This is a genomic window from Stenotrophomonas sp. TWI1183, from assembly GCF_039673115.1.
Lineage (GTDB): Bacteria > Pseudomonadota > Gammaproteobacteria > Xanthomonadales > Xanthomonadaceae > Stenotrophomonas > Stenotrophomonas maltophilia_AA.
This window is the reverse complement of sequence record NZ_JBDJKZ010000028.1, coordinates 13350-38215: the sequence shown is the minus strand read 5'-3', so window position 1 is coordinate 38215 and position 24866 is coordinate 13350. Positions and strand designations below refer to the sequence as shown.

Genomic DNA, 24866 nt, shown 5'->3' with positions numbered 1-24866 from the left:
ATCAGGTTCCGCGGCGAGCCGGCCAGCGGCCGGCACTACCGCACCGCCGTGGTAGGCCACCACCGTTGGTCGTGGCCAGCCCGGACGCTCCGTCAGAGCAGCGTCTTCAACCGGTACAGCGCTTCCAGTGCCTGCTTCGGGGTCAGCTCGTCCGGATCGATCGCGGCCAGCGCGTCCTGCGCGGCCGTGTTCGGCGCGTTGAACAGCCCGAACTGCTGCGGTGCATCCAGCGCCTGCGCGGCGACCACCGCAGACTGGGTCTCGTGGCTGCGCTGTTCCAGCTCGGCGAGGCGACGCCGCGCCTGGGCCACGGTCGACTTCGGCAGGCCGGCCAGCGCGGCCACCTGCAGGCCGAAGCTGCGGTTGGCCGGACCGTCCTTCACCGCGTGCATGAACACCAGGGCGTCGCCATGCTCCACCGCATCCAGGTGCACGTTGGCGATGCCGCTGGCGCCGCCTTCGTGTTGTTCGTCGGCCAGTGCGGTCAGCTCGAAGTAGTGCGTGGCGAACAGCGTGTAGCAGCGGTTCTGGTAGGCCAGATGCCGCGCGACGGCGTCGGCCAGGGCCAGGCCGTCGTAGGTCGAGGTGCCGCGGCCGATCTCGTCCATCAGCACCAGCGACTGCGCGCTGGCGTGGTGCAGGATGTAGCTGGTCTCGGCCATTTCGACCATGAAGGTCGACTGCCCGCGGGCCAGATCGTCGCCGGCGCCGATGCGGGTCAGGATGCGGTCGATCGGGCCGATCACCGCGCGGCGGGCCGGCACGAAGCTGCCGATGTGCGCCAGCAGCACGATCAGCGCGTTCTGGCGCATGTAGGTGGATTTACCGCCCATGTTCGGGCCGGTGATCACCAGCATGCGTCGGTCCGGATGCAGGTCCAGGTCGTTCGGTTCGAAGGGCTGCTCGCGCACCGCTTCGACCACCGGATGACGACCGCGTTCGATCTTCAGGCAGGGGGCGGTTTCCAGTTCCGGGCGCGCCCAGTCCAGCGCCTGTGCGCGTTCGGCGAAGCCGGCCAGCACGTCCAGTTCGCTCAGGGCGGCGGCGCACTGCTTGAGCGGCTCCAGCCCGCTGGCGAGGATGTCCAGCAGCTGCTCGTACAGGAACTTCTCGCGGGTCAGCGAGCGTTCGCGCGCGGACAGCACCTTGTCTTCGAACGACTTCAGCTCTTCGGTGATGTAGCGCTCGGCATTGGTCAGCGTCTGGCGGCGCGTGTAATGCACCGGCGCCTTTTCGGACTGGCCCTTGCTGATCTCGATGTAATAGCCGTGCACGCGGTTGTAGCCGACCTTCAGCGTGGCGATGCCGCTGCTGATGCGCTCGCGTTGCTCCAGGTCGATCAGGAACTGGTCGGCATGCGTGGACAGGCGGCGCAGCTCGTCGAGTTCCGCATCGTAGCCTTCGGCGATGACACCGCCATCGCTGAGCTTCAGCGGCGGCGTCGGCGCGATCGCGCTGGCCAGCAGCTGCGCGCACTCGTCATGCGAGCCCAGCGCATCGTGCAGCGCGACCAGGCGCGGGGAGTCCAGCGGCGCGAGTACCGCGCGCACCTCTGGCAACAGGCCCAGGCCATCGCGCAGCGTGGAGAAATCGCGCGGACGCGCCGAACGCAGGGCCACGCGGGTGAGGATGCGTTCCAGATCGCCCAGGGCGCGGAAGGCGTCGCGCACATCGCCCTCGGCGCCGCGATCGATCAGCGTGGCGACCGCATCGTGGCGATGCACCAGCACCTCGCGCAGGCGCAGCGGGCGGTGCAGCCAGCGCCGCAGCAGGCGACCGCCCATCGGCGTCACCGTGGTATCAAGCACGCCGAGCAGGGTGTTGCGGGTATCGCCATCGACGCGCGTATCCAGTTCCAGATGCCGGCGCGTGGCCGCGTTCATGGCGATGGCTTCGCTGGCGGTTTCGGTGGCGATCGCGGTCAGGTGCGGCAGGCGCTGTTTCTGGGTTTCTTCGACATAGCCGAGCAGGGCGCCGGCGGCCGCGGTGGCGCGTGGCTTGTCGTCGATGCCGAAGCCGGTCAGGTCGTGCAGCTTGAAGAAACTCAGCAGCTGCCGGCGGCCGCTGTCGGCATCGAACAGCCAGGGCGCGCGACGGCGGATGCCATTGCGGTACTGCAGGAAGGCGGGCCAGTTCTCTTCATCGGGCACCAGCAGCTCGGCCGGCTCCAGGCGGGCCAGCTCTGCCTCCAGCGCATCGTCCGAATCGACCTCGTTGACCAGGAAACGGCCGCCGGCCAGGTCGGCCCATGCCAGGCCATAGCCGTTCTTCCCCCGCGAGAGCGCCATCAGCAGCGTATCGCGGCGCTCGTCCAGCAGCGCCTCATCGGTGACGGTGCCGGGGGTGACAATGCGCACCACCTTGCGTTCCACCAGGCCCTTGGCCAGCGCCGGGTCCCCGATCTGTTCGCAGATCGCCACCGACTCGCCCAGCGCGACCAGCCGCGCCAGGTAGCCTTCGTAGGCATGCACCGGCACGCCGGCCATCGGGATCGGCGCGCCGCCCGAGCTGCCGCGCTGGGTCAGGGTGATGTCCAGCAGCCGCGCCGCCTTGCGGGCGTCGTCGTAGAACAGCTCGTAGAAGTCGCCCATCCGGAAGAAGAGCAGCAGGTCCGGGTAGTCGGACTTGGCGGCGAAGAACTGCTTCATCAGCGGGGTGTGTTCGGGCTGCTTCTCTGTCACGCGGGGTCCATCACAGTCGGGGGCAGCCCGGAAGGCCGCCTGGTCGGCCATTGTAGGGGAGGGGGCGGGCAGGGCGAAGGGCGTCCGGCGCAAGCGGCACCGGCGCGATGCGCAGCCGCTCAGTCCGTGCGCAGGTGCAGGGTGGGGTGGGCCGCGAACACGTCCATGAGGATGTCAAAATAGGTCTGGCCGGCGCCGCGCTCCAGCGCGTCCAGCTGGGCCTCGATTCTCGCGGCATTGAACATGCCGGGCCGCATCTGCTTTTCCTGCAGCCAGGCGCGGGTGGCCGCCACCCCGAGCGCGGCGCGGCTGTGTGCGATGTGCGTCCAGTGCACGGTGGCGGACGGGTGCCCTGCCAGTGCGCCGTAGCCGCCGTAGAGCAGGTCATCGAGCGCATCCAGGCTTGGGGCCAATTGCCAGTCCTCGCAGGCCATGAATACGCGATTGATCTCGGCGTAAAAGCCGGCGATATCGTGGATGGCGCTTCCGTCCAGCACCAGGGTTGGGCCAGTCATGCCCAGGTCCGCGCGTCCAGGTGCTGCGCGCACCAGGCGGTGGTTGTCGACGGCAGGGTGGGTTCATGCATCGGCAGCAGTCCTCTTGACGCGTTTGGTGTGTGATTTCCCGAGACGCGAGTGTGCGGTCACCACGGCAGGTTCGAGCAACCGATTGTGCGCGCAACACGGTGCTGTCCGACGCTCTTCTGCTCGTGGTGCACTGCAGCGCTGTGGGCGGTCGAAACAAATGCTATCCAATGAATGTCCGGGACCGCACTTTTAAAGGGCTTTCAATTCTGCAGACTGCGCGGGTTGATGAGGGAAAACCATGCGTAGCAAGCTGTTCGTCCCCGGCGCCCGGCCGGAACTGTTCGACAAGGCCATGGCCGGGGAGGCCGATGCGCTCTCTTTCGACCTGGAAGATTCGGTGCCCGAGGCCGGCAAGGCCCAGGCTCGCGACCACGTCGCCGGCTTCCTGCGCCGCGTGCAGGGCGGCGCCGGTGACAAGCAGTTGATCGTGCGCAGCAACGGTACCGACAGTGCCCATTTCGGCGCGGACCTGGATGCGGTCGCGCTCCCCGGCGTGGGCCTGCTCAACCTGCCCAAGATTGAATCGGTGGCTCAGCTGCTGGCGGCCATCGTCCGGCTGGAACGGGCTGAGCGGCGCAATGGCGTGACGCGCCCGATCGGTCTGCTGATCAACATCGAAACCCCCAAGGCCCTGCGCATCGCCGCCGAACTGGCCGGCGCGCACCCGCGCGTGGCTGGCTTGCAGCTGGGGCTGGGCGACCTGTTTTCGCCCAACGGGATCGACCGCGAGCCGAGCAATGTGCATGCCACGCTGTTCGCGCTGCGGTTGGCCGCCGCCGAAGCCCAGGTGTTCGCCTGCGACGGCGCATTTCCGGACGTGGCTGACAGCGACGGCTTCCTGGCCGAGGCGCAGATGGCCAGGCAGTTGGGCTTCATCGGCAAAAGTTGCATCCACCCGCGCCAGGTTGGCCTGGCCAATGCCACTTTCAGCGTGCCGCCAGCGATGCTCGAAGAGGCGCAGCGGATTGTTGCCGCCGCCGCCGGTGCCGAAGGGCAGGGGCACGGCGCGTTCCTGTTCGAAGGCCGGATGATCGACCTGCCGTACCTGCGCCGTGCTCAAGCCCTGCTTGCCGCGTCCTCTCGCCCGCTTGCCTGATTGCGGTATCGGGATGCATCGACCACTGTCTCTTACCTGCGCTTTTGCCGGTTTCGGCGTTGCCGCACTTTTTCCGGGTAATTTCATGCACAAGCCTGCACCGTCCGCGTTCCTTTCCACTGTGCTCCTGCGTTGCGTGCGCAGCGTGCGGCTGGTTGCCGCCGCTGTCCTGCTTGCCGGGAGTGGCGCCGTGGCTGCCGAGAGCCTGACCACGGTGGCGACCGGCAACCTGCCGGCACTGCCGGCGCAGATTGCGCCGGGCGGGCTGGTACATGTGGACGGGCGCCTGGTGGCACTCAGCCATGACGGTGCCTGGGAACTGCGCGCCGACAACAAGGCGTGGGATGCGTTGCCGGCGCCGGCCGCAGGGCAGCTCGATGGGCTTGAGGGCAGCGTCAGCGCGGCAGGGCGCACCTATCTGTTGCAGGGCCTGGCTCCGCTTGGCGACCGCCTGCAGCCGGTGGTGCTGAACAACGACGCGCTGGTTTTCGGCGCGGCCATTGCACTGCCCGAGCCGCTGCGCAACGCGCAGGCGGCGACCCTCGATGACGCGCTGTATCTGGTGGGCACCGATGCGGCTGGCAGCGCCCAGCTCTACCGCCGCACCGCGGCGGCAAGCACTGCCGCCTGGCAACATCTGGAGGACCTGCCGCAACAGGGGGTTGCCAGCGCATTGCAGGCGCAGAAAGGCGCGCTGTACCTGGGCCTGCGTACCGGCGCGGGCAGCGACCAGCTGTGGCGCCGCAACGCCGACGCCAGCTGGCAGCAGGTCGCTTCCCCGAACGGCACGATCGTGGCCGGATCGATGCGCGCGCTGGGCCAGGCGCACCTGCTGATGCTGGTGAAGGACGGCAGCGGCGTGACTCACGCGCGCACCTTCCACACCATCACCGACGCATGGACGACACTGGATACGCCGATTGCCGCAGCGCCGCAGGCCGTCACGGCGTGGGGCAACGGACTGGCCTGGGCAACCGCAGGCGCTACCGGCAGCCAGCTCCAGTACGCCGAAATGCAGGGTGGCAAGCACCTGCTGCGCTGGCTGGACTGGACGGTGATCGGCATCTATCTGCTCGCCATGCTGGGCATGGGCTTCTACTTCTACCTCAAGGATAAGAACGCTTCCACGGCGGACTTCTTCGTCGGCGGTCGCTCGATTCCGTTCTGGGCGGCTGGCATCAGCCTGTATGCCACCAACACCAGCTCGATCAGCTTCATCGCCATCCCGGCCAAGGCCTTCGATACCAACTGGCAGTACCTGACCAACAACCTGATCGCGGTCGTCGGCCTGATGTTCGTGGCGGTCTGGATCGTGCCGCTGCTGCGTCGGCTGGACCTGATGAGCGTGTTCTCCTATCTGGAGACCCGCTTCCACCCGGCGATCCGCATGCTGTCCAGCGCCCTGTGCATCGTGATGCAGATCGGCAGCCGCATGAGCGTGATCCTGTTCCTGCCGGCGCTGGCGATCTCCACGATCACCGGTGTGGATGTGGTCTGGTCGATCATGCTGATGGGCGTGTTCACCATCATCTACTCCACTGTGGGCGGCTCCAAGGCGGTGATCTGGACCGACGTGGTGCAGGTGATCGTGATGTTCGGCGGTGCCTTGTTCGCGATCGGCTTCATCTTCCTGCAGACCGGCGGCGACATGCCGCAGCTGCTCAGTGCGGCCGCGGCGGAGGACAAGACCAAGCTCTTTGATTTCAGCTTCGACCTGACCAAGGCCACGGTGTGGGGCTTCATCTTCCTGGTCGTGTTCGATGTGGTGCTGACCTTCCCGAAGGACCAGGTGTTGATGCAGCGCACGCTGTCCACGCGCTCGGACAAGGAAGCCGGGCGATCGATCTGGGCATTCGCCGCCATCATGATTCCCGGTGGCTTCGTGTTCTACGGCATCGGCACGGCGCTGTGGATGTACTACCGCAACAACCCGGAGCGCCTGAATCCGCTGCTGCCGATCGATGCGACCTTCCCGCTGTTCATCGCCGCGGAGCTGCCGGCTGGTGTCACCGGGCTGATCATCGCCGGCATCTTCGCGGCGGCGATGTCGACCCTGTCGAGCATCATCAACTCGATCTCCACCCTGGTTTCCGTCGATTTCTACCAGAAGCTGGTCAAGAACCCGAATGAAAAGACCGCCGTGCGCGTGGCCGAGTGGTCCGGCGTGGGCGTCGGGCTGATCGGCATCGGCATCGCGCTGGTGATGAGCCGTTACGACATCCACTCGTTGTTCGATGTTTCCATCGAACTGGCCGGGCTGCTCGGCGGCGGCTTCGCCGGTGCCTACACGCTCGGCATGTTCACCCGCCGGGCCAACGCGCAGGGCGTGGCAATCGGCGTGGCCGGATCGGTGCTGATCACCCTGGTCTGCTGGAGCATGGACCTGGTGCATCCCTACTTCTACTTGGCGATCTCCATCCTGCTGTGCATCGTGATCGGCTACGTGGCCAGCCTGTTCTTCCCGGCGCCGACCCGCTCGCTGAAGGGGCTGACCATCTACAGCGACACCCCGGCCGAAGCGGCGGCCCCATGACCATCACTCCTGGCGTGGCGGCGCGCGGGCCATTGGTCCAATCGCATTACGCGGGTGGCTCGTGTAGGTTGCTGACGCGCTGAGAGGTATTTCGTGGAAACCCAGTTCCTGAGTACGTTCGTCACAGTGGTGGACCGCGGCTCCATGGCCGCCGCGGCCCGCTCGCTGCATATCACCCCGGCGGCGGTCGCCCAGCAGATCCGGACGCTGGAACGCGAGCTGGGCGCACCGCTGATCGCCCGCGCCGGGCGAACGGTCAGCGTCACCGAGGACGGCGCGCGCATCCTGCAACGGGCGCGCGACCTGCTGCGCCAGGTGGCCGACCTGCGCAGCGTGGCCAACGAGAACGACATCGCCGGCGAACTGCGGCTGGGTGCGTGCCCGACCGCACTGGCGGGCCTGCTCCCGGACATCCTGTCGCGGATGGTGGCGACCTTCCCGCAGATCAACGTCTTCATCAAGCCGGGCTACTCGGCCGATCTGTACCGGGCCGTGGAGGCTGGCGATCTGGATGCGGCGATGGTGCTGCAGGCACCGTTCGCGCTGCCCAAGACCTGCAAGTGGCAGCAGCTTCGCGAGGAACCGCTGGTGGTGCTGGCACCGGCCCACCTGGGCAGCCGCGACCCTCACGAGCTGCTGCGCGAGCAACCGCTGATCCGCTACGACCGCCACGAATGGGGCGGGCGCCTTGCCGATGACTATCTGCGGCAGGCCGGTATCGTGCCGCGCGAACGGTTCGAGCTCAATGCGCTGAACGCCATCGCGGTGATGGTCGACCGTGGGCTCGGCGTATCGCTGGTGCCGGACTGGGCCAAGCCATGGCCGGAAGGCTTGAATGTCGTGCGCATTCCCTTGCCGCAGTGCAGCGAACCACGCCGGATCGGGGTGGTCTGGTCGCGTTCGTCGGTGCGCATCCGCCTGGTGAACGTGCTTCTGGAAGAGGCGCGCGTCGCGTTGACCGAGCCGCAACGCTGACACCACGGGTTCTCGCGTGGTGTGCGGTGCGAGGCGAAACAAATCCTAGGCTTTGAACATACCTGAGCGCAGTTCTATCGCCGTGGAGCCGCGCCTAGGCTCTCGCCTCGTTGCCGGACAGGACGTGGAGACCCGCAAGGGAACCGCATCGACCGGCGGAGGGGCGAAAGCCCACGCGCGTCATCGGTGGCGACGGCTCCCCGGCCGGCTGTCCCGCATTTCCATATCGGGGGGGAGAAACGAATGATCAAGCCACTTTCCGCGGCCATCAGCACTGCACTGTTCGCCTGTGCCATCAGCCCTGCCATGGCGCAGAGCACGACGCCGACCGATCTGGACCAGGTGATCGTGACCGGCAGCCGGACCCCGATCTCGATCGAGAAGGTCCCCGGTGCAGTGACGGTGGTCAACCAGGAGCAGGTGCAGCGCACCCTCAACCTGACCGAAGACGCGACGGCGGTGCTGGCGCGCATGGTGCCGGGTTATTCGGAGTCCTCGCAGGCGATGAGCAACAGCGGCGAAACCCTCCGCGGCCGCGTGGCCCTGCGTCTGTTCGACGGCGTGCCGCAGGGCTCTCCGCTGCGCGAAGGCAGCCGCAATGGCACGTTCACCGACATGGGCGTGATCGGCCGCATCGAGGTCATCAACGGCCCGTCGGCCGCCGAGGGCATCGGTGGCGCCGGTGGCGTCATCAACTATCTCTCCAAGAATCCGGAAGTGGACGGTCACCAGACCACGGTGAGCACGCGCTATGGCACCCAGTTCAAGGACGACAGCGGGCAGTCCAAGATCGGCATCACCCACACCTTCAAGGGCGATGCCGCCGACTTCCTGATCAGCGGCGCCTACATCGACCGCGGAATCGCCTACGACGGCGACGGCCGCCGGGTTGGCTTGAACACCTCCGGCTCGCTGTCCGATTCCTACAGCAAGAACCTGTTCCTCAAGGGCGGCTACAACTTCGGCGAGGGCCAGATGCAGCGCATCCAGGCCAGCTACAGCAACTTCCATATCGGTGGGAAGCACAACTACATCCCGGTCGAAGGCTGCCGCTACGACGCCGTGGAGTGCCCGGTGCCGAGCACCAATACCGCCGAGAAGGGCTCGATCGCCGGCTCGCTGGCCGAGTTCAACGATTTCGAACAGTTCGCCGCCAAGTACACCCATGCCGACTTCTTCGGCGGTGACCTGAGCGTGGATCTCTATTGGGCAAAGCAGGCGATGCGTTATGTGCCGGAAAATGGTGCAGACCGCCAACTGGTCAAGCCGGCTCCGCCGGAAGACCAGCGCATCTGGGACCAGTCGGAGATCAACTCCGAGAAAAAGGGTCTGCGCGCGGCCTATGCCTACAGCGGCCTGTTCGCGGTGGAGGGCCTGCGCCTGCGCACCGGCCTGGACCTGGTGGAGGACACGGCTGAGCAGCGCCTGGCGTTGACCGACCGGGTCTGGGTGCCGCCGATGAAGTACACCAGCCTGGCACCCTACGCGCAGCTGAGCTGGGACATCGGTCCGGTGACACTGGATGCCGGCATCCGCCGCGAAGATGGCCAGCTGGAGATCGACAGCTATACCACCACCGCCTACCGCGACTTCACCCCGGTGCAGGGCGGCAAGCTCGACTACAAGGCCAATCTGCCCAACTTCGGCGCGATCTGGCGCATCACCGATGCGTGGTCGGTCTTCGCCTCGTATTCGGAAGGCTTCGGTATCGCCAACGTAGGCATCCCGCTGCGCAACATCCAGGCCAACAGCCCCTGCAAGGCGGTGGCGTGCATCGCCGATCTGCAGCCACTGATCACCAAGAACAAGGAAGTGGGCTTCAACTGGCGCGGCGAGCAGGCACAGGTCGGCATTTCGGGGTACCGCTCGACCTCCGAGTTCGGCTCGTCGCTGACGGTGGACAAGGTCACCGAGGACTTCATCCTCACCCGCGCACCGACCCGCATAGAAGGCGTTGAATTGAACAGCGCCTGGACCTTCAACGACCAGTGGAAGGCGACGCTGCTGTACTCGCGGATCCGCGGCCAGACCCAGTACTACGACGGCTCGGGCCTGAACAAGGAGATGGGCATCCTCGACATCTCGCCGGACAAAGTCAACGCCTCGCTGACCTGGACGCCGAACGATCGTTTCGATGCGACGCTGGGCGTGAGCCGTACCTTCAGCCGCGACCTGCGCGAAACCTTCGTCAATCCGTCCAGCGGCGCGGTCTATCTCAACGAAGAGGATACCTACGGCTACGCGCTGTGGGACCTCAGCATGAACTACGACACCGGGACCTACGGCAAGCTGTCGCTGGGCATCGAGAACCTGCTGGACAAGCAGTATGTGCTGACCTGGTCGCAGCTGCCGGGCTGGCAGAACTTCTTCTCCGGCCGTGGCCGCATGGTGTCGCTGACCCACACCTTCACGTTCTGACCGTCATCGCGGGCCGGCGCTGCGGAGCACTGCAGCGCCGGTCCGTTTTACTTGCCTTACCCTGTCATTAGGTTACCGCCACTGACAGCAGGAGAGCGGATGTACTGGCCATCGCACGGACCGGCCCACGCCCGTCATTGCCGCCCCCGAGCATGCCTGGCCATGCTCGCGTTGCTGATGCTGATCGTCGGGCAGGCCGCGGCGTCGTTGCCGGAGCCGCCGGCTGCACCGCCGGGATTGCCGGTGGTTGATGCTTTCCTGCACGAATCGACCGGCCGCCAGGGCTATACCGGCGCGGTCGCGCTGGTGATCCACGACGGCAGCATCGTGCATGACGCTGCCTACGGCTGGCAGGACTTGGCCCATGCCAGGCCGATGCGAACCGACAGCATTTTCCGCGTCTATTCGATGACCAAGACGGTGGCCTCGGTGGCCGCCATGATGCTGGTGGAGGAGGGACGACTGGATCTGGATGATCCGGTGGCGCGCCACCTCCCCGAGTTCTCACACCTGCAGGTCTTCGCCGGGGGCACCGCCGCGGCGCCGCAGCTGCGGCCGGCGACGCAGACGCTGACCGTCCGCCATCTGCTCACCCACACCGCCGGCTTCGCTGCGGGCGGCGAGGGGTTCGAGGCCGTCACCGCGCTGCTGGAACGCCAGCAGGTGCAGGCTGCGGACAGCCTGGCCGATTACACCGCCCGGTTGGCCCGCGTTCCACTCGCGACCGAGCCGGGCACGCGCTTCCGCTACGACAGCACCTCCATCGAGGTTCTGTCGCGATTGGTGGAGGTGGTGGGCGGGCTGCCATTCGAGCAGTTCCTGCAACAACGCATCTTCCGTCCACTGGCGATGGCCGATACCGGCTTCGTGGTACCGGCGCGCGATCGCGCCCGGGTGGTCGAGCTGACCACCATGGGCGAGCACGGTGACCTGGTGCTTGCCGATGAGGCGCACGCGCGGGAACCCGGCAGCCCGCTGCGGCCGTATCCAAGCGGTGCCGGTGGGCTGTACTCCACGGCCGGCGACTATGGCCGGTTCGCACAGATGCTGCTCGATGGCGGTCGCCATGGCGACACGCACCTGCTTCGTCCCGCCACCGTGGCCCTGATGATGCAGAACCAGCTGGTGCATACCGCCTTGCCCAGGCCAGTGACCGAGTTCAGCGATGCCGAGGGGTTCGGCCTGGGCGGTTCGGTGCTGCTGGACCCGGCCATGAAAGGACGCACCGCATCGGTGGGTGCGTTCGGCTGGTCGGGCGCGGCCTCGACCTACTACACGATCGACCCGGCGCGCCGGTTGGTCGCCATCCTGCTGCTGCAGCATCTGCCCGGCGGCAACGACGACCTGCCGCGCATCAGTACGATGTTCTACAACCGCGTTGATGAGGCCCTAGACCCATGAGTAGTGCGGCACGTTCCACCGTTCTTGTCGCCGGCTCCGCCAATCTCGATTTCGTCGTGCGCGCCGCGCATGTGCCGGCGCCGGGTGAGACCGTGCTTGGCCATGGCTTCAGCACCTTCCCGGGAGGCAAGGGCGCCAACCAGGCCGTGGCCTGCGCGCGTGCCGGCGGTGCGACGACCCGGATGCTGCTGGCCCTGGGCGAGGATGATTTCGCCATGCCGATCGAGGCGTCGCTGCGGGACGCCGGCGTGGACCTGTCGATCGTGCGCGATCCTGCGCTGCCGACCGGCACCGCCTTCATCTGCCTGGCCGACAGTGCCGAGAACGCGATCACGGTCGCACCCGGTGCCAACCTGGCCCTGGGCGAGGAACACCTGCCCGCTCTGGACGGCGTCGACTGGCTGCTGCTGCAGCTGGAAACCCCGCTGCCCACCGTCACCGCGTATGCGCGCCGCGCCCGCCTGGCCGGGCTCAAGGTCGCCCTCAACGCAGCACCGGCGCAGGCACTACCCGACGCGCTGCTCGCACTGCTGGATGTACTGATCGTCAATGAGGGGGAGCTCGACGTGGTGGCCGGCCATCCCCCGGACCTGGCCACGGGGCTGGCGCGCGTGCCGGTGCCCTGCGTGATCGTGACCCTGGGCGCGCGCGGCTGTCTGGCGCGGGTGAACGACACGGTGCTGCTGCAACCTGGGTTCCGCATCGATCCGATCGACACCACGGCGGCCGGCGACACCTTCTGTGGCGCGCTGGTCGCTGCGCTGGCCGACCATCAACCGATGGCCGGGGCGTTGCTTGCCGCCACCGCAGCCTCCGCGCTGGCCTGCACCCGTCTGGGTGCGCAGTCGAGCATTCCCACCCGCGCCGAAGTGCTGGCGCTGCTTGCAGACCCCGCGCGCGTTCCCGATGCCGACGCCCATGCCGCGCTGGCGGCAGCGTGTGCGCGCTGATGTACCCCCTTTCCGTTTCCTGCTGGATGCCTTGCCCATGACCACGCCGTATCAGAGCCCCGACTACGAGACCGACGCAGCCGACTACGGGCGTGAGGCGATCCGCACCGAGTACAAGTTCTCGCACGTGACCACCGGGCGCTACCTGCCGACCCCGGGCAAGGCGCCGGCGTGGCCGTTCGCCGACATCGGCAGCTGGATGATCGATGCCAATGCGAGTGCGGGTGATTGGCTGGAAGAACTCAAGGACTGGCGCCGCGAGCATCTGGTCCGGATCGGCTATACCGATGTGAATTACCGCCGCCCGGAACTGCAGTGGGCGCAGCGCAACTTCGTGCATGCGCAGATGATGGTCGAGGACCGCTACTTCTTCGATGCGGCCACCGGCCAGTACACCGTCGATCGATATCTGGACGATCTGACCGAACGGTTCGGCGGGCTGGACTCGGTGCTGATCTGGTACATCTACCCGAACATTGGCATCGATGACCGCAACCAATTCGATCTGGCGCACGACATGCCCGGCGGCCTGGCGGGATTGCGAACCGCGGTGCAGGCCTTCCAGAAGCGCGGCGTCAAAGTGTTCCTGCCGGCCAAGCCGTGGGATCACGGCACGCGCGACCCGGGCGTGACGCACTGGGATGGGCTGGCTGAGATCGTCAAGGCGGTCGGTGCCGATGGCATCAACGGCGATACCTTCAACGGTGTGCCGCGGGCGTTCTTCGATGCCTGCGATGCACGCGGCAACCCGGTGGTGGTGCAGCCCGAGTCCACCATCAGTTCCGAAGAGCAGCTGATCTGGAACGTGCAGAGCTGGGGCAAGAAGGCGCCGGATGGCCCGGTGCCGCCCGTTTCCAAGTGGAAGTGGCTGGAGCCCCGCCACATGGTCAACTACGAGAACCGCTGGGGCCGCAACCGCAATCACGACCTGCAGTACTGCTTCTTCAACGGCATCGGCTACAACGCCTGGGAGAACATCTGGGGCGTCTGGAACCAGTTCACCCCGCGCGACGGCGAGGCCCTGCGCCGGATCGCCACGCTGTACCGGCAGTTCCCGCAGCTGGTGGTCTCGATGGACTGGGAGCCGTACCAGGTCTGCCTGCAGGGCGGCATTTTCGCCAGCCGGTTCCCGGGCGAGGGCATCGTGCTGCACACGTTGATCAACCGTAACGAGTACGCCGTGGACGGTGAGCAGATCGCGCTGACGCATGCGGACGGCACGCGTTACTACGATGCGTGGCATGGGTGCGCGTTGACGCCGCGGATCATCGACGGCGCGGCGTACATCGAGCTGCTGATGGAAGCGCGCGGCTTTGGCGCGATCCTGAGTGTGGCTGCAGATACCGCGGTCGAGGGTCTGGACGATTTCCTCGCGGCGACCGCCGAGCGCGCACAGCAGCCCCTCACCAGCTACTCCGCCACGTGGAAGGCCGCTCCGCAGGAGCTGCTGGCGATCGCCAGCACGCCCCCGCAGGCCGAGGCGCCGACCGGCATGGTCACGATCCCCGCCGGCGAGTTCCTGTTCCAGGTGGGCGGCATCGAGATCGAGGGTTTCACCTGGGCCGGCCTGGATGTGCAGTTCCCGTGGGAAGACTGCGCGCGCCGCCACCATCGCCGGCGCATGACGCTGGCATCGTTCCATATCGATCGCCACCCGGTCACCAACGCGTCGTTCAAGCGCTTCCTCGATGCGAGCGGCTACCGGCCGGCCGATGATCACAACTTCCTGGCGGACTGGAAGGATGGCGCGCCGCGTGCGGGCTGGGACAACAAGCCGGTGACCTGGGTCTCGATCGAAGACGCCCGTGCGTACGCGGCGTGGGCCGGGAAGCGCCTGCCGCACGCGTGGGAATGGCAGTACGCCGCGCAGGGCACTGACGGGCGCCTGTATCCGTGGGGCAACGCGTGGGATGCGGCGTGCGTACCGCGGGTCAATCGTGGCCGTCGCCTTACCCCGCCAGCCGATGTCGATGCGCATCCGCAGGGTGCCAGCCCGTTCGGGGTGCAGGACCTGGTCGGCAATGTGTGGCAATGGACCGATGAATTCAGCGATGCGCACACCCGCGCGGCCGTACTGCGTGGCGGCAGCAGCTATCAGCCGCAGACCTCGCATTGGTACTTCCCGCAGGCCTACCGACTGGACCAGCACGGCAAGTACCTGCTGATGGGACCGTCCAAGGATCGCTCCGGCACGGTCGGCTTCCGTTGCGTGGTGGATGCGGCATGAGCCGTCTGCATCCCGCCGCCCGCGGCATGACGCTGGTCCCGCCGCAGCAGGTCACCTTGCAGGGTGTGTTCGGTGACGCGCTGAGGGCCAACCGCAGCGGGCGGCTGAGCACGTTCGTCGTCGATGAGCACAGCGCGCCGATCAGCATCTTCAGCCAGGCGCACAAGCACCAGAACCATGAGGGCGACTGGTACGGCGAACATGCCGGGAAATGGCTGTCGGCCACTGCACGCGCAGTGGCGCAGGGCGGGCAGCCGCGGCTGGAGGCTTCGCTGCGCCGCGTCGCCGACTGGTTGATCAGCCAGCAGGACGACGACGGCTATCTTGGCAACTATGCGGCCGAGCGGCGCTTCACGGTGCCGCAGCCGCCCAAGCCGGAAAGCTGGAACGGCGAGCCGGCGCTGCGCACCTGGGACATCTGGACCCACAGCTATCTGATCCTCGGCTTCCTGGAAACGTGGCGCGCGCTGGGCAATGCGGCCTATCTGCAGGCCGCGTGCCGGATCGCGGACCTGTGCTGGCAGGCGCTGGAGTCCGGGATCGACATCACGACCCTGGGCAATCATCACGGCATGTCCGCCACGGTGCTGTTGGATCCAGCAGCCGATCTCTACCTGGTCACGGGTGAGCCGCGCTACCTGGCGCTGGCCGAGCGCATCCTGGCGCAGGCCAACGCCAATCCGCGGCTGGCGCTGCTGGACAAGGCGCTGGCCGGCGAGGATGCGGCGTTCATCGCCACGGGCAAGGCCTACCAGCTGAGCTGGAACCTGGTCGGGCTGGCCAAGCTGTACAAGGCCACCGGCCAGGACGAGCATCGCCAGGCCCTCGATCATCTCTGGCACAACATCCGCGAGCAGCACCTCACGCTGGGCGGCGGGCCGTGGGGCGGGGTGGCGCACAGATCGCGTGAAGTGTTCAACGCGCCGCGCACCTTCTTCCCGCAGGCCTATGTCGAGACCTGCTCGGTGCTGGCGTGGATGCAGCTCAACCGCGAACTGCTGGCCATTACCGGCCATGCACGCTACGCCGACGAACTGGAGCGCACCGCCTACAACGATCTGCTGGCGGCGATGGCCCCCAATGGCGAGGACTGGTGCTATTACACCTATCCCAATGGCCGGCGGGTACACACCACGTACTGGCGCTGCTGCAAGTCCAGCGGCGCGATGGCGGTGGAAGAGCTGCCGCAGGTGGCCTATGGGATCGCGGCCGATGGCGGGCTGCGGGTCAACCTCTACGGGCCGGGCGAGGCCACATTGCTGCATGCGCAGGCCGGCGCGGTGACCCTGCTGCAGGCGACCCGATTCCCCTTCGACGGGACGGTGACGATCACCGTGCTGCCCGAATGCATCGCAGCCTTCGGTATCGGCGTGCGGATACCGGACTGGACCACGGGCGCGCGCATCGAGGTCAACGGGCAGCCCGTGGCCGCCGAGGCGGGTGCGGACGGGTTCGTGCAGGTGCAGAGGACCTGGCAGTCCGGCGACACCCTGCGGGTGCACCTGCCGATGCAGCCGCGCCTGCACCGGGCGGCCAACATCAACGTGCAGGAATCGCGTGCGCCGGATGGCGCGCCGGTGGCGCAGGAGGTACTGCGTTGGGAGTACGTGGGGCTGAGCTACGGGCCGCTGGTGTATGCCACCGGTCTGATTGACGGCTACAAGACGGACGAGACGGTACGACTGCCTGACCTGCCGCCCTCGCAGTGGCTGCAGGTGGGTGAGGATGGCGGCGAGGGTGCGTCGATCACCCTGCAGCTGGACTGCCGTGGCCCACTGATGTTCGAGCCCTACTACCGTTGCGGTGGCCGCGATCATGGCAGCTGGCGACTGACCTGGCTGTCGCTGGCGCCCTCGGACTGACGGCATGGCGATGTTCGGCGGCCACGCAGCCGCCGACGCCGCAGCGTGCTTTTTGTCCACGCAGAACATACCCACACGATCTGTTTCTTCCCGTTGGCCAGGAGGAAACTTCCCTCAAGGTATCGAGTGTATTGACCATGACCGGAAGCAACCCCAGTTCTCCATTCGCCATTGCCCAGCGGGAGGGCGCCATCGGGCCGTTGAGCGGCATCCGCGTGCTGGACCTGAGCGCTTACATCGCCGGCCCCTACGGCTGCACGCTGCTGGCCGACCAGGGCGCGGAGGTGATCAAGGTGGAGCCGCCGGTCGGCGACAACCTGCGCCGCTATCCGTCCACGCTGGAGGCGGAGAGCCGGGCGTTCCTCGGCGTGAACCGGTCCAAGCGGGGCGTGGTGCTGGATCTGAAGCAGCCCGACCAGCGTGCGGTGCTGATGCGCCTGGTGCGCGAGGCCGACGTACTGGTCCACAACTTCCGGCCCAGCGTGCCGGTGCGCCTGGGTATCGATTTTGACAGCCTGCACAAGCTCAACCCGCGCCTGGTGTACTGCTCGGTCACCGGCTATGGCGAGCAGGGGCCACTGAAGGACAAGGCCGGCTACGACCAGGTGCTGCAGACCATGACCGGCATGTGCACGATGCAGGGCAAGACGGGCGGCGCTCCGGAGATCCTGTATGGCTCGGTCGTCGATTACTACGCGGCGGCGCTGGTGGCGGCCGGCGTGTCGTCGGCCCTGTACGAGCGCGAGCGCAGTGGCGAGGGCCAGTTCGTCGGGGTGTCGCTGCTGCGCAGTGCGCTGACGATGCAGTCGGCGCGGATGATCTGGGCCGAGGGCGAGCCGGAGGGAGTGGGTCGCGATATGCGCTCTGGCGGCGTTACCGGCATCCATCCCACCGCGGACGGGTATCTGTACATCTCGGCCAATACGCCGCGCTTCTGGCAGGCCCTGTGCGAGCGGATCGGGCTCCCGGAGCTGGCCGCTGACGTGCGCTACGACACGGTGCGCAAGCGTGCCACGCATGCCGAGGTACTGCTGCCGCAGCTGCACGCGGCGCTGGCTGCACGCAGTGCACTGGCGTGGGAGGCCTTGTTCGGTGAAGAGGTTCCCTGCGCGGCCGCGCGCCAGGTGGAGGATATGTTCGACCACCCACAGGTGCTGGCCGAGGCGATGATCACGTCGCTGCCGCATCCGCTGCTCGGCAGCTATCGCGGCATCACCCGGCCGATCGTGTTCGGCCGCACGCCTGGCCCCGAGCCGTTCGCGGCACCGGTGTTCGACCAGGATACGGCGGCGGTCGGTGCGATGGCGTCGCTGTCGAAACTCTCCCAGCTGCGTGATCTGTCCGTGGTGGTTGCCGATACCGGCGATGTCGAAGCGATCAAGCGCTTGAAGCCGGTCGACTGCACGACCAATCCCACCCTGGTGAAGAAGGCGCTGGATCTGCCGGTGTACGCCGATCTGATCGACAGCGCACTGGCCTGGGGCCGCGAGCAGGGTGGCGAGCGCGAGGCGGTCGTGCACGCGGTGGCTGATCGCCTGACGGTGGGCGTGGGTACGCTGCTCAGCACGCTGGTACCGGGCCGGGTCTCGACCGAGGTCGATGCGGACCAGACGCACGATACGGCGGCGACGGTGGCCAAGGCGCGCCAGTTCATCGCGATGTACGAAGCGGCCGGCGTGCCGCGCAGCAAGGTGCTGATCAAGATCGCGGCGACCTGGGCAGGCGTGGAGGCGGCACGCCAGCTGCAGGCCGAGGGGATCGACTGCAACCTGACGCTGATCTTCAACCCGACCCAGGCGCTGGCCTGCAGCGAAGCCGGGGCATTCCTGATTTCGCCGTTCGTGGGCCGCATCCTGGACTGGTATGTGGCAAACGGGCAGGCGCCGGCCAGCATCGATGAGGACCCGGGCGTGGTGTTCGTGCGCGGCGTGTATGCCGAGTTCAAGCGCCGCGGTTCGCCGACGGTGGTGATGGGCGCGTCGTTCCGTTCGACGGCGCAGATCGAGGCACTGGCGGGCTGTGATCGTCTGACGATCTCGCCGGAGCTGCTGGAGAAGCTGGACGCCGATCACGGCGAGCTGCCGCGCAGGCTGGTGGCCGGTGCAGCCGAATCCGTCCAGGTGACACCGATCGATGGCGCGCGGTTTGCGGCGGATCTGGCGGCCGACCCGATGGCGACGGAGAAGCTGGCAAGCGGCATCGATGCGTTCGCCAAGGATCTGGAGGCGTTGCGCCAGACGATCCGCGAGCGGCTGTAAGTGGTCATCCGCTCTCTGGCTGCCTCCTGAACCAATGCAAGGGCCTTGACGCGGCCTCCACCTGAATTCACCCGGGCTTGGCACCGGCAGGCAGACACTCGGTCCATGTTCCATAAACAGGGATCGACCATGAAGACGAGCATCCGCGTGTTGTGCCTGGGCAGTTTGCTGGCGGTGTCGGCCGTTGCCGGCGCACAGACTTACGGCCCCAAGGACGAAGGACGCCGCTTCAACGACGGCAGCAAGGTTGTCTGCCATAACGTCGAGGTCCAGCGTAATTCGAGGGATCCCAACCGCATCACCGGCACCGCGACCGGTGCAGTGGTGGGCGGCCTCCTGGGTAACCAGGTTGGCGGCGGCAACGGCAAGAAACTGGCCACGGTCGCCGGTGCGGTTGCAGGCGGCGCGGCCGGACGCCAGATCCAGGGCAACCAGCAGTCCAAGAATGGTGACCGCGTGGTCGAGCGCCGCTGCGAGCGTCAGTACCGCTGATCCATCCCTGTCCTGATCGATCCCCACATGGGGGCGACGGTTGGGGAAGAGGAAGTGCAGGATGAGATGGCGGCCTCCGGGCCGCCATTTCGTTTTGCCTTCTCTGCCACCCGGTTGCAGCATCCCTCGTACGTCTGCGCACGTTCGCGCGGATATCGAGGCGAGGGCGGATCAGCGCAGCGGCGGACTGCCGGCCAGTGTCCGAGCACCGGTGATGATCATCCGCAGCATCTGGGTCAGCTGTTCGATCAGCTCCGGATCCTTCTCCGGCGGCAGGTCGACCGCGGTCGCCCCCATCGCGAACACCAGGCGGGTGATCGCCTTGGAGGCCAGGGCCGGCTCGTGCAGCCGCGCGCCATCGGCGGCGGCCAGGCGGATCAGATCCACCCGCAGTTCGTCTTCGAAATAATTCAGCTCGCGATCGACGGCGTGCTTGAACGCATCCGAGCCGGCCGTGCCCTCGCGCAGCAGCACGTGCAGCAGGCGGTCGTCGGCACGCAGCTGTTCCATGAAGGTCTCCACCGACAGCCGGATCACGCTGCGATCGGAGGAGGCCGCGCGCTGGCGGGCCTCGCCGATGATGGTGCGCAGCGAACGCCCGGCCAGGTCGATCAGCGCTACGGTCAGCTCGTCCATGTCGCGGAACTGGCGGTAGAACGAGTTCGGGGCGATCCCGGCTTCACGCGCGACCTCGCGCAGGCTCAGCGTGGAGACGCTGCGGTGCGGCCCGATCAGGGCCAATGCCGCGGCCAGCAGATCCTCGCGTGAGATCGAGGCTTTGCGCGCGGGATGGGCGTCGTCGGAGGCGGGCAGGGGCAGGTCTGGGGAGGTCATCGGGGGCAGGGGAGTCAAGTCCCTGAATCATAGCCCGTCCCGACTATATACAACTGTATACACAGTCGTATGCTCGGCCGTATAGTGCGCAGCATGAGCACCGTCCCGCGCATCGCCGCCCGCCGTCACGCCGCCAGCCCCCGCCGCTGGGTCTCCGAGGAGCTGTTCGACTTCTGGGGCACCCGCCTGCATCCGCTGTGGACCCTGCGTCGCCCGTTGGCACGGCTGGTGTCGCGCACCGCCGAGAGTGCGGATGCCGTCACCCTGGTGCTCAAGCCCAACCGCCATTTCCGCGGCCTGCTGCCGGGCCAGCACATCACCCTGGGCGTGGAGGTCGACGGCCGTCGGCTGTCGCGCAGCTACAGCCCCACCGCGCTGGCCGATGGCCGGCTGGCGATCACCGTCAAGGCGATCGCCGGCGGCGCTGTCAGCCAGCACCTGGCCCGGGCCGCGGTGATCGGAGACGTGTTCGAACTCGGCCAGGCGTTCGGTGAGATGACCCTGCCCGCAGCGCACGGCGAGCGCCTGTTGCTGCTGGCAGCCGGCAGTGGCATCACCCCGATGCGCGCGCTGCTGCGCCAACTCGACGCCTCCGGCATGTCGGCCCAGGTGGACCTGGTGTACTGGGCGCGCCGTCGCGAGGAACTGTGTTTCGCCGAGGAGCTGGCAGCGATCGCCGCACGGCATCCCTCGTTCTCGCTGCATATCGCACTGACCCGCGATCCAGCCGAACCGGCCCCGCGCGTGGACGCGTTCGCGTTCGAGGCGCTGGGTGACCTGCGCAGCGCGCGTACCCTGGTGTGCGGCCCCGGTGGGTTTGTCGACGCCGCGCAGGCACGCCTGCAGGGCCGTGTCGCCTCGCTGCAGTCCGAAGCCTTCACCCCGCCGGTCCTGCCGGCGGCGGAAACGGGCACCGTGCAGGTCGAGCTGCGTCGCAGTGGCCGCACGCTGTCCCTGCCGCGGGGCACCTCGCTGCTCCAGGCGCTGGAAGCCGAAGGGCTGCGCCCGGCCAGTGGCTGCCGCATGGGCATCTGCAATACCTGTGTCTGCGGCAAGGTGTCCGGCGTCACCCGCCACACCCTGACCGGCGAGCACGCGGCCGAACCGGCCACGCAAGTAAAGCTGTGCGTGAACAGCGCCAGCACCGACCTGATCCTGGAGCTGTGACCATGTCTTCCGTGCACAACCGCGCGCTGTCCCCGGCCGAACTGCAGGCTTTCGGCGATGAACTCGATGCACTGCGCGCGCGCCAGCTGGCCACGCTCGGTGCGCGCGACGCGCGCTACATCCGCCGCGTCGTTGCTGCCGTCCGCTGGACCGGGGTGGCCGGCCGTGCGCTGCTGTTCCTCGGTGCGTTCGTGCACAGCGTGCTGATCCCGGCGTGGATCGCCGGCGTGGTGATGCTGGCGCTGTCCAAGATCCTGGAGAACATGGAGCTGGCGCACAACGTCATCCACGGCCAGTACGACTGGATGGGCGATCCGCAGCTGCAGGGCAGCACCTACGAGTGGGACATCGTCGGCACCGCCGACGCCTGGCGCAAGACCCACAACTTCCGCCATCACACCTACACCAATGTGCGCGGGCTGGACGACGATATCGGCTATGGCCTGCTGCGCATCTTCCCCGAGCAGCGCTGGCGCCCGTTCTACCTGATGCAGCCGGTGGTCGCGGTGGTGTTCGCGCTGCTGTTCGAGTGGGGCATCGCCATACAGGACCTGCGCCTGGGCCGCGTGTTCGCCGGCAAGATGACGCTGCGCCAGCTGGGGACGCAGTTCCGCCCGGTCGGCCGCAAGATGGGCAAGCAGATGTTCAAGGACTACCTGCTGTTCCCGGCGCTGGCCGGCCCGTTCTTCCTGCCGGTGCTGCTGGGCAACGTGGCGGCCAACCTGATCCGCAACGTGTGGACCTACGTGATCATTTTCTGCGGTCATTTCACCGCCGACGCCGAGACCTTCCCGAAGGAATGCGTGCGCGATGAAAGCCGCGGCCACTGGTATCTGCGCCAGCTGCGCGGCTCGTCCAACCTGACCGGCGGCAAGCTGATGAACGTCCTGTCGGGCAACCTCAGCCACCAGATCGAACATCACTTCTACCCGGATATCCCGGCCAACCGCTACGCCGCGGTCGCGGTCGAGGTGAAGGAGATCTGCGCGCGTTACGGCCAGCACTACAACACCGGTTCGCTGCCGCGCCAGTTCGGCCAGGTGATGTGGCGGATCGTGCGCCATGCCTTCCCGAGCAGGCCGGGCCGCGCGCGTGCGCTGCCGGCGGTAGGCGAGGCGAGTCGCCAGCCGGGCTGATCAGAGAGGGAGTTCGAGCTGGAGGCGCAGCAGCGGCGAAGCCCTGCGTTGCCGCCGCAGCTGCTCGGTGCCTTCGTCGCTGATCCGCGATTGCCCGGTGTGCAGCGACGGGTGCAGCGTGTTGTTGAGGCTCAGCCGTAGTTTGCTGCCTGCGCGCAGCGACCACAGCGAATACAGGTCCAGCTCGCGTGCGTAGGCGCTGGTCTCGAACTGTCCGGGACTGACCTGCACCGAACCGCCGGTCCGGTAGGTGTAACTGCCGCCGACCGTCCAGCCGGTGCGGATCAGATAGTCCGCGCCCAGCGTGCTGCTGAAGCGCACCTGCTCATCGAGGCGGTTGTCCGGACCGGGCACATCGTCCACGCGCGAATCGTTGGCGGTCGCATTGAAGCGGAGCGCTACATCCGGCGCAGCGGCGATCACCTGCGCCAGGCGCAACGCGGTATCCATCTCCACGCCCCAGGTCATCGCGGTGCCGCCGTTCACCGGCGAGGCCACCCAGCGCCCGTCCTGCAGATGCGTCTCGGTGCGGATCACGTCCGTGATCCGTCGCACATAGCCCCCCACACTCAGCTGCGCGCCCTCCTTGCCGTAGGTCTCGTAGGACAGGTCCAGCCCGGTCGCCAGCTCCGGGCGCAGCGCAGGGTTGCCGCGTTCGTCGGGATTGAGCGGGCGGTTGTTGGTGGAGGTGTACGGACGGGGGATCAGCGATGCCAGCGTGGGCGAGCGGTAGGTGCGGGTGAGCGCGACGCGCAGCTGATCGCTCGTGGTGCCGGGGATTTTCCAGAGCGACTGCAGCACAGGCGACAGTATCTGCTCGCGCCGATGGATGCCGCTGAATCCGCTGCCTTCACTACGCGTATCGATCTGCTCCCAACGCGCCCCGGCGTAGACCGACCAGCGCTCGCTGAGGGTGGCGTCGTCCTGGGCATAGAGCGCCAGCCGCCGGATGCGGGCGTCGAAGGCCAGGTCACTGAACCACTCCGCTTCCCCGCCGACCGGCAGCAGGTGCTGCACCCGCGACTCGTCACGACGGTCTTCGCTGCCTTCCCAACCGAGCTGCAGCGCATGGCGCCCGCGGGATGGCAGCGTGTATTTTCCGGTGCTGTTGAGGTCGCGCACGCTCAGCCGCGCATTGGTGTGGTCGTCCAGGTTCTGTCGCCCCTCCGGTGACCGACCCTGCTCGCGGTAGGCATAGCGCTCGCGGTTGCCGCCGAGGCGCAGTCTGGTGGTGAATGTGCCGCCCTGTTCGAAGGCGCGCGTCCACGTCACGCTGCCGTTGGCCTGGGCGACATCGATGCGCGTGCGTTGTTGATACCGACTCGTCCGCAGTGGCGCGCCGAGTGTGCTGATCCAGTCGATGTCAGTGACGCGGTTGAACCGGCTGGCATCGACGAGGCCCTGCAACGCAAGCGTGTCACCGTTCTCCAGCGTGGCTTCCAGGCTGGGGGCCAGCGAGAGCACATCGCGGTTCCCGCCCGCGCGCAGGGTGGTGTCGCGCAGCACGGTCGGGGTTCCCTCCGGGTCCCACGCGCGTTCGGTGCCGGTTTCCTCGACGAGGAACTCGCGACGCGATGCGGTCGCCGTGATCGCACTGCTGCGATGTCCGGCGCGCCGGTTGCGCTGCCAGCTGGCCGAGGGCGTGTTGCGGCCATTGCTACTGCCCCAGGCCACCGTCAGCTGGTCGGCATCCGTGCGTGCACCGGCGGCCAGCACGATGTTGATCGAGCCGGCGATCGCTTCGCCACGCTGGTCGGCGGTCGGCGCGCGGATGATCTCCACCCGCTCGACCATCTCCGGCGTGAGCGAATCCAGATCGAAGCCGGTGGGCGCTTTCTGGCCATTGAGCAGGATCTGGGTGTAGCCCGCGCCCAACCCTCGCAGCGACAGCGCGCCGCTGCGACCGGGGGCGCCGGTGCCGACGGTGATGCCCGGCAGGCGTTTGAGCGCATCGACCAGGCCGGGGTCGCCGTACTGGCGCAGCGCCGCGGCGCCGATCACGATCCGGGTGGCGGTGTCGTCGCGGCGGATGTCGTAGGCCTGCGCCTGCACCTGTACGGTGTCCAGCGCGGTGGTCGGCGGAGTCGCTGGCGCGGGGAGTGACTGCGCAGTGCTCGGGAACGCGGTGCATAGCGGGGCCAGGGCCAGGGCGATGCGGAACGAAGAAGTCATGGGCGATCCGTGCAGAAGGGCCAGGTACGCATTTCGCCGGGCAACACGCGCCCCTCCTGTGGCCAGGAAAACGAAAT

Annotated in this window: 16 protein-coding genes and 1 pseudogene; 13 read left to right on the top strand and 4 right to left on the bottom strand. The window is 67.5% G+C overall.

Annotated elements, in window-relative coordinates; translation table 11 throughout:
- Positions 1-92 precede the first annotated feature (92 nt).
- The gene (gene mutS / locus ABE434_RS18195; RefSeq protein ID WP_346479807.1) at positions 93-2648 is read right to left on the bottom strand and encodes a DNA mismatch repair protein MutS; all 2556 of its coding nucleotides are present in this window, start codon (positions 2646-2648) and stop codon (positions 93-95) included.
- Positions 2649-2800: 152 nt separating this feature from the next.
- Positions 2801-3196: a ribonuclease inhibitor gene (locus ABE434_RS18190; protein ID WP_346479804.1), complete on the bottom strand. Its 396-nt coding sequence runs from the start codon at positions 3194-3196 to the stop codon at positions 2801-2803.
- A gap of 310 nt (positions 3197-3506) precedes the next feature.
- Between ABE434_RS18190 and ABE434_RS18185 the strand changes: the two genes are divergently transcribed.
- The 11 genes and pseudogenes from ABE434_RS18185 to ABE434_RS18135 all read left to right on the top strand — a co-directional run bounded on the left by ABE434_RS18185 (position 3507) and on the right by ABE434_RS18135 (position 19480).
- Positions 3507-4364 (top strand): CoA ester lyase, encoded by an 858-nt coding sequence (locus ABE434_RS18185; protein WP_346479803.1) that lies wholly within the window; start codon positions 3507-3509, stop codon positions 4362-4364.
- Between the two features lie 85 nt (positions 4365-4449).
- Complete coding sequence (locus ABE434_RS18180; RefSeq protein ID WP_346479802.1) at positions 4450-6897, top strand: sodium:solute symporter; 2448 nt, start codon at positions 4450-4452, stop codon at positions 6895-6897.
- 93 nt (positions 6898-6990) lie between these two features.
- Positions 6991-7872, top strand: coding sequence for a LysR family transcriptional regulator (locus tag ABE434_RS18175; RefSeq protein ID WP_179459446.1), 882 nt, complete (start codon positions 6991-6993; stop codon positions 7870-7872).
- 243 nt (positions 7873-8115) lie between these two features.
- A complete protein-coding gene (locus ABE434_RS18170) occupies positions 8116-10290 on the top strand; it encodes a TonB-dependent receptor (RefSeq protein ID WP_346479801.1) in 2175 nt (724 codons plus the stop codon).
- A gap of 162 nt (positions 10291-10452) precedes the next feature.
- Positions 10453-11691, top strand: coding sequence for a serine hydrolase domain-containing protein (locus ABE434_RS18165; RefSeq protein WP_346479800.1), 1239 nt, complete (start codon positions 10453-10455; stop codon positions 11689-11691).
- On the top strand, positions 11688-12641 hold the full coding sequence (locus tag ABE434_RS18160; RefSeq protein WP_346479799.1) for a ribokinase: 954 nt from the start codon (positions 11688-11690) through the stop codon (positions 12639-12641). The genes ABE434_RS18165 and ABE434_RS18160 overlap by 4 nt, the downstream gene beginning before the upstream one ends.
- A gap of 37 nt (positions 12642-12678) precedes the next feature.
- On the top strand, positions 12679-14868 hold the full coding sequence (locus tag ABE434_RS18155) for a formylglycine-generating enzyme family protein (RefSeq protein ID WP_346479798.1): 2190 nt from the start codon (positions 12679-12681) through the stop codon (positions 14866-14868).
- On the top strand, positions 14865-16730 hold the full coding sequence (locus tag ABE434_RS18150; protein ID WP_346479797.1) for a beta-L-arabinofuranosidase domain-containing protein: 1866 nt from the start codon (positions 14865-14867) through the stop codon (positions 16728-16730). The genes ABE434_RS18155 and ABE434_RS18150 overlap by 4 nt, the downstream gene beginning before the upstream one ends.
- A gap of 137 nt (positions 16731-16867) precedes the next feature.
- Positions 16868-18004 (top strand): annotated as a pseudogene (locus tag ABE434_RS18145) (CoA transferase); the annotation flags it as partial.
- Positions 18005-18031: 27 nt separating this feature from the next.
- Positions 18032-18988, top strand: coding sequence for a transaldolase (locus ABE434_RS18140; RefSeq protein ID WP_346479806.1), 957 nt, complete (start codon positions 18032-18034; stop codon positions 18986-18988).
- 129 nt (positions 18989-19117) lie between these two features.
- Entirely contained in the window at positions 19118-19480 is a 363-nt protein-coding gene (locus tag ABE434_RS18135) for a glycine zipper 2TM domain-containing protein (protein WP_319210155.1), read from the top strand.
- 171 nt (positions 19481-19651) lie between these two features.
- On the opposite strand, the gene fabR is transcribed toward ABE434_RS18135, so the two are convergent.
- Positions 19652-20314 carry an HTH-type transcriptional repressor FabR gene (gene fabR, locus ABE434_RS18130; RefSeq protein ID WP_026069985.1) on the bottom strand — a complete coding sequence of 221 codons (663 nt, stop codon included), beginning with the start codon at positions 20312-20314 and terminating at the stop codon, positions 19652-19654.
- A 93-nt stretch (positions 20315-20407) separates the two neighbouring features.
- Here fabR and ABE434_RS18125 point away from each other — a divergent pair, with 93 nt between their 5' ends.
- Positions 20408-21481: a ferredoxin reductase gene (locus tag ABE434_RS18125; protein ID WP_346479796.1), complete on the top strand. Its 1074-nt coding sequence runs from the start codon at positions 20408-20410 to the stop codon at positions 21479-21481.
- Positions 21482-21483: 2 nt separating this feature from the next.
- Positions 21484-22617, top strand: a complete 1134-nt coding sequence (locus ABE434_RS18120; protein WP_346479794.1) for an acyl-CoA desaturase — start codon at positions 21484-21486, stop codon at positions 22615-22617.
- Here the strand turns inward: ABE434_RS18120 and ABE434_RS18115 are convergent, their stop codons facing one another.
- Positions 22618-24789, bottom strand: coding sequence for a TonB-dependent receptor (locus ABE434_RS18115; RefSeq protein ID WP_346479793.1), 2172 nt, complete (start codon positions 24787-24789; stop codon positions 22618-22620).
- Between the last annotated feature and the right edge of the window lie 77 nt (positions 24790-24866).

Coding starts and splice junctions, on each gene's coding strand:
- mutS (WP_346479807.1), bottom strand. CDS start 2,648: ATGAAGCAGTTCTTCGCCGCCAAGTCCGACTACCCGGACCTGCTGCTC.
- ABE434_RS18190 (WP_346479804.1), bottom strand. CDS start 3,196: ATGACTGGCCCAACCCTGGTGCTGGACGGAAGCGCCATCCACGATATC.
- ABE434_RS18185 (WP_346479803.1), top strand. CDS start 3,507: ATGCGTAGCAAGCTGTTCGTCCCCGGCGCCCGGCCGGAACTGTTCGAC.
- ABE434_RS18180 (WP_346479802.1), top strand. CDS start 4,450: ATGCACAAGCCTGCACCGTCCGCGTTCCTTTCCACTGTGCTCCTGCGT.
- ABE434_RS18170 (WP_346479801.1), top strand. CDS start 8,116: ATGATCAAGCCACTTTCCGCGGCCATCAGCACTGCACTGTTCGCCTGT.
- ABE434_RS18165 (WP_346479800.1), top strand. CDS start 10,453: ATGCTCGCGTTGCTGATGCTGATCGTCGGGCAGGCCGCGGCGTCGTTG.
- ABE434_RS18160 (WP_346479799.1), top strand. CDS start 11,688: ATGAGTAGTGCGGCACGTTCCACCGTTCTTGTCGCCGGCTCCGCCAAT.
- ABE434_RS18155 (WP_346479798.1), top strand. CDS start 12,679: ATGACCACGCCGTATCAGAGCCCCGACTACGAGACCGACGCAGCCGAC.
- ABE434_RS18150 (WP_346479797.1), top strand. CDS start 14,865: ATGAGCCGTCTGCATCCCGCCGCCCGCGGCATGACGCTGGTCCCGCCG.
- ABE434_RS18140 (WP_346479806.1), top strand. CDS start 18,032: ATGGCGTCGCTGTCGAAACTCTCCCAGCTGCGTGATCTGTCCGTGGTG.
- ABE434_RS18135 (WP_319210155.1), top strand. CDS start 19,118: ATGAAGACGAGCATCCGCGTGTTGTGCCTGGGCAGTTTGCTGGCGGTG.
- fabR (WP_026069985.1), bottom strand. CDS start 20,314: ATGACCTCCCCAGACCTGCCCCTGCCCGCCTCCGACGACGCCCATCCC.
- ABE434_RS18125 (WP_346479796.1), top strand. CDS start 20,408: ATGAGCACCGTCCCGCGCATCGCCGCCCGCCGTCACGCCGCCAGCCCC.
- ABE434_RS18120 (WP_346479794.1), top strand. CDS start 21,484: ATGTCTTCCGTGCACAACCGCGCGCTGTCCCCGGCCGAACTGCAGGCT.
- ABE434_RS18115 (WP_346479793.1), bottom strand. CDS start 24,789: ATGACTTCTTCGTTCCGCATCGCCCTGGCCCTGGCCCCGCTATGCACC.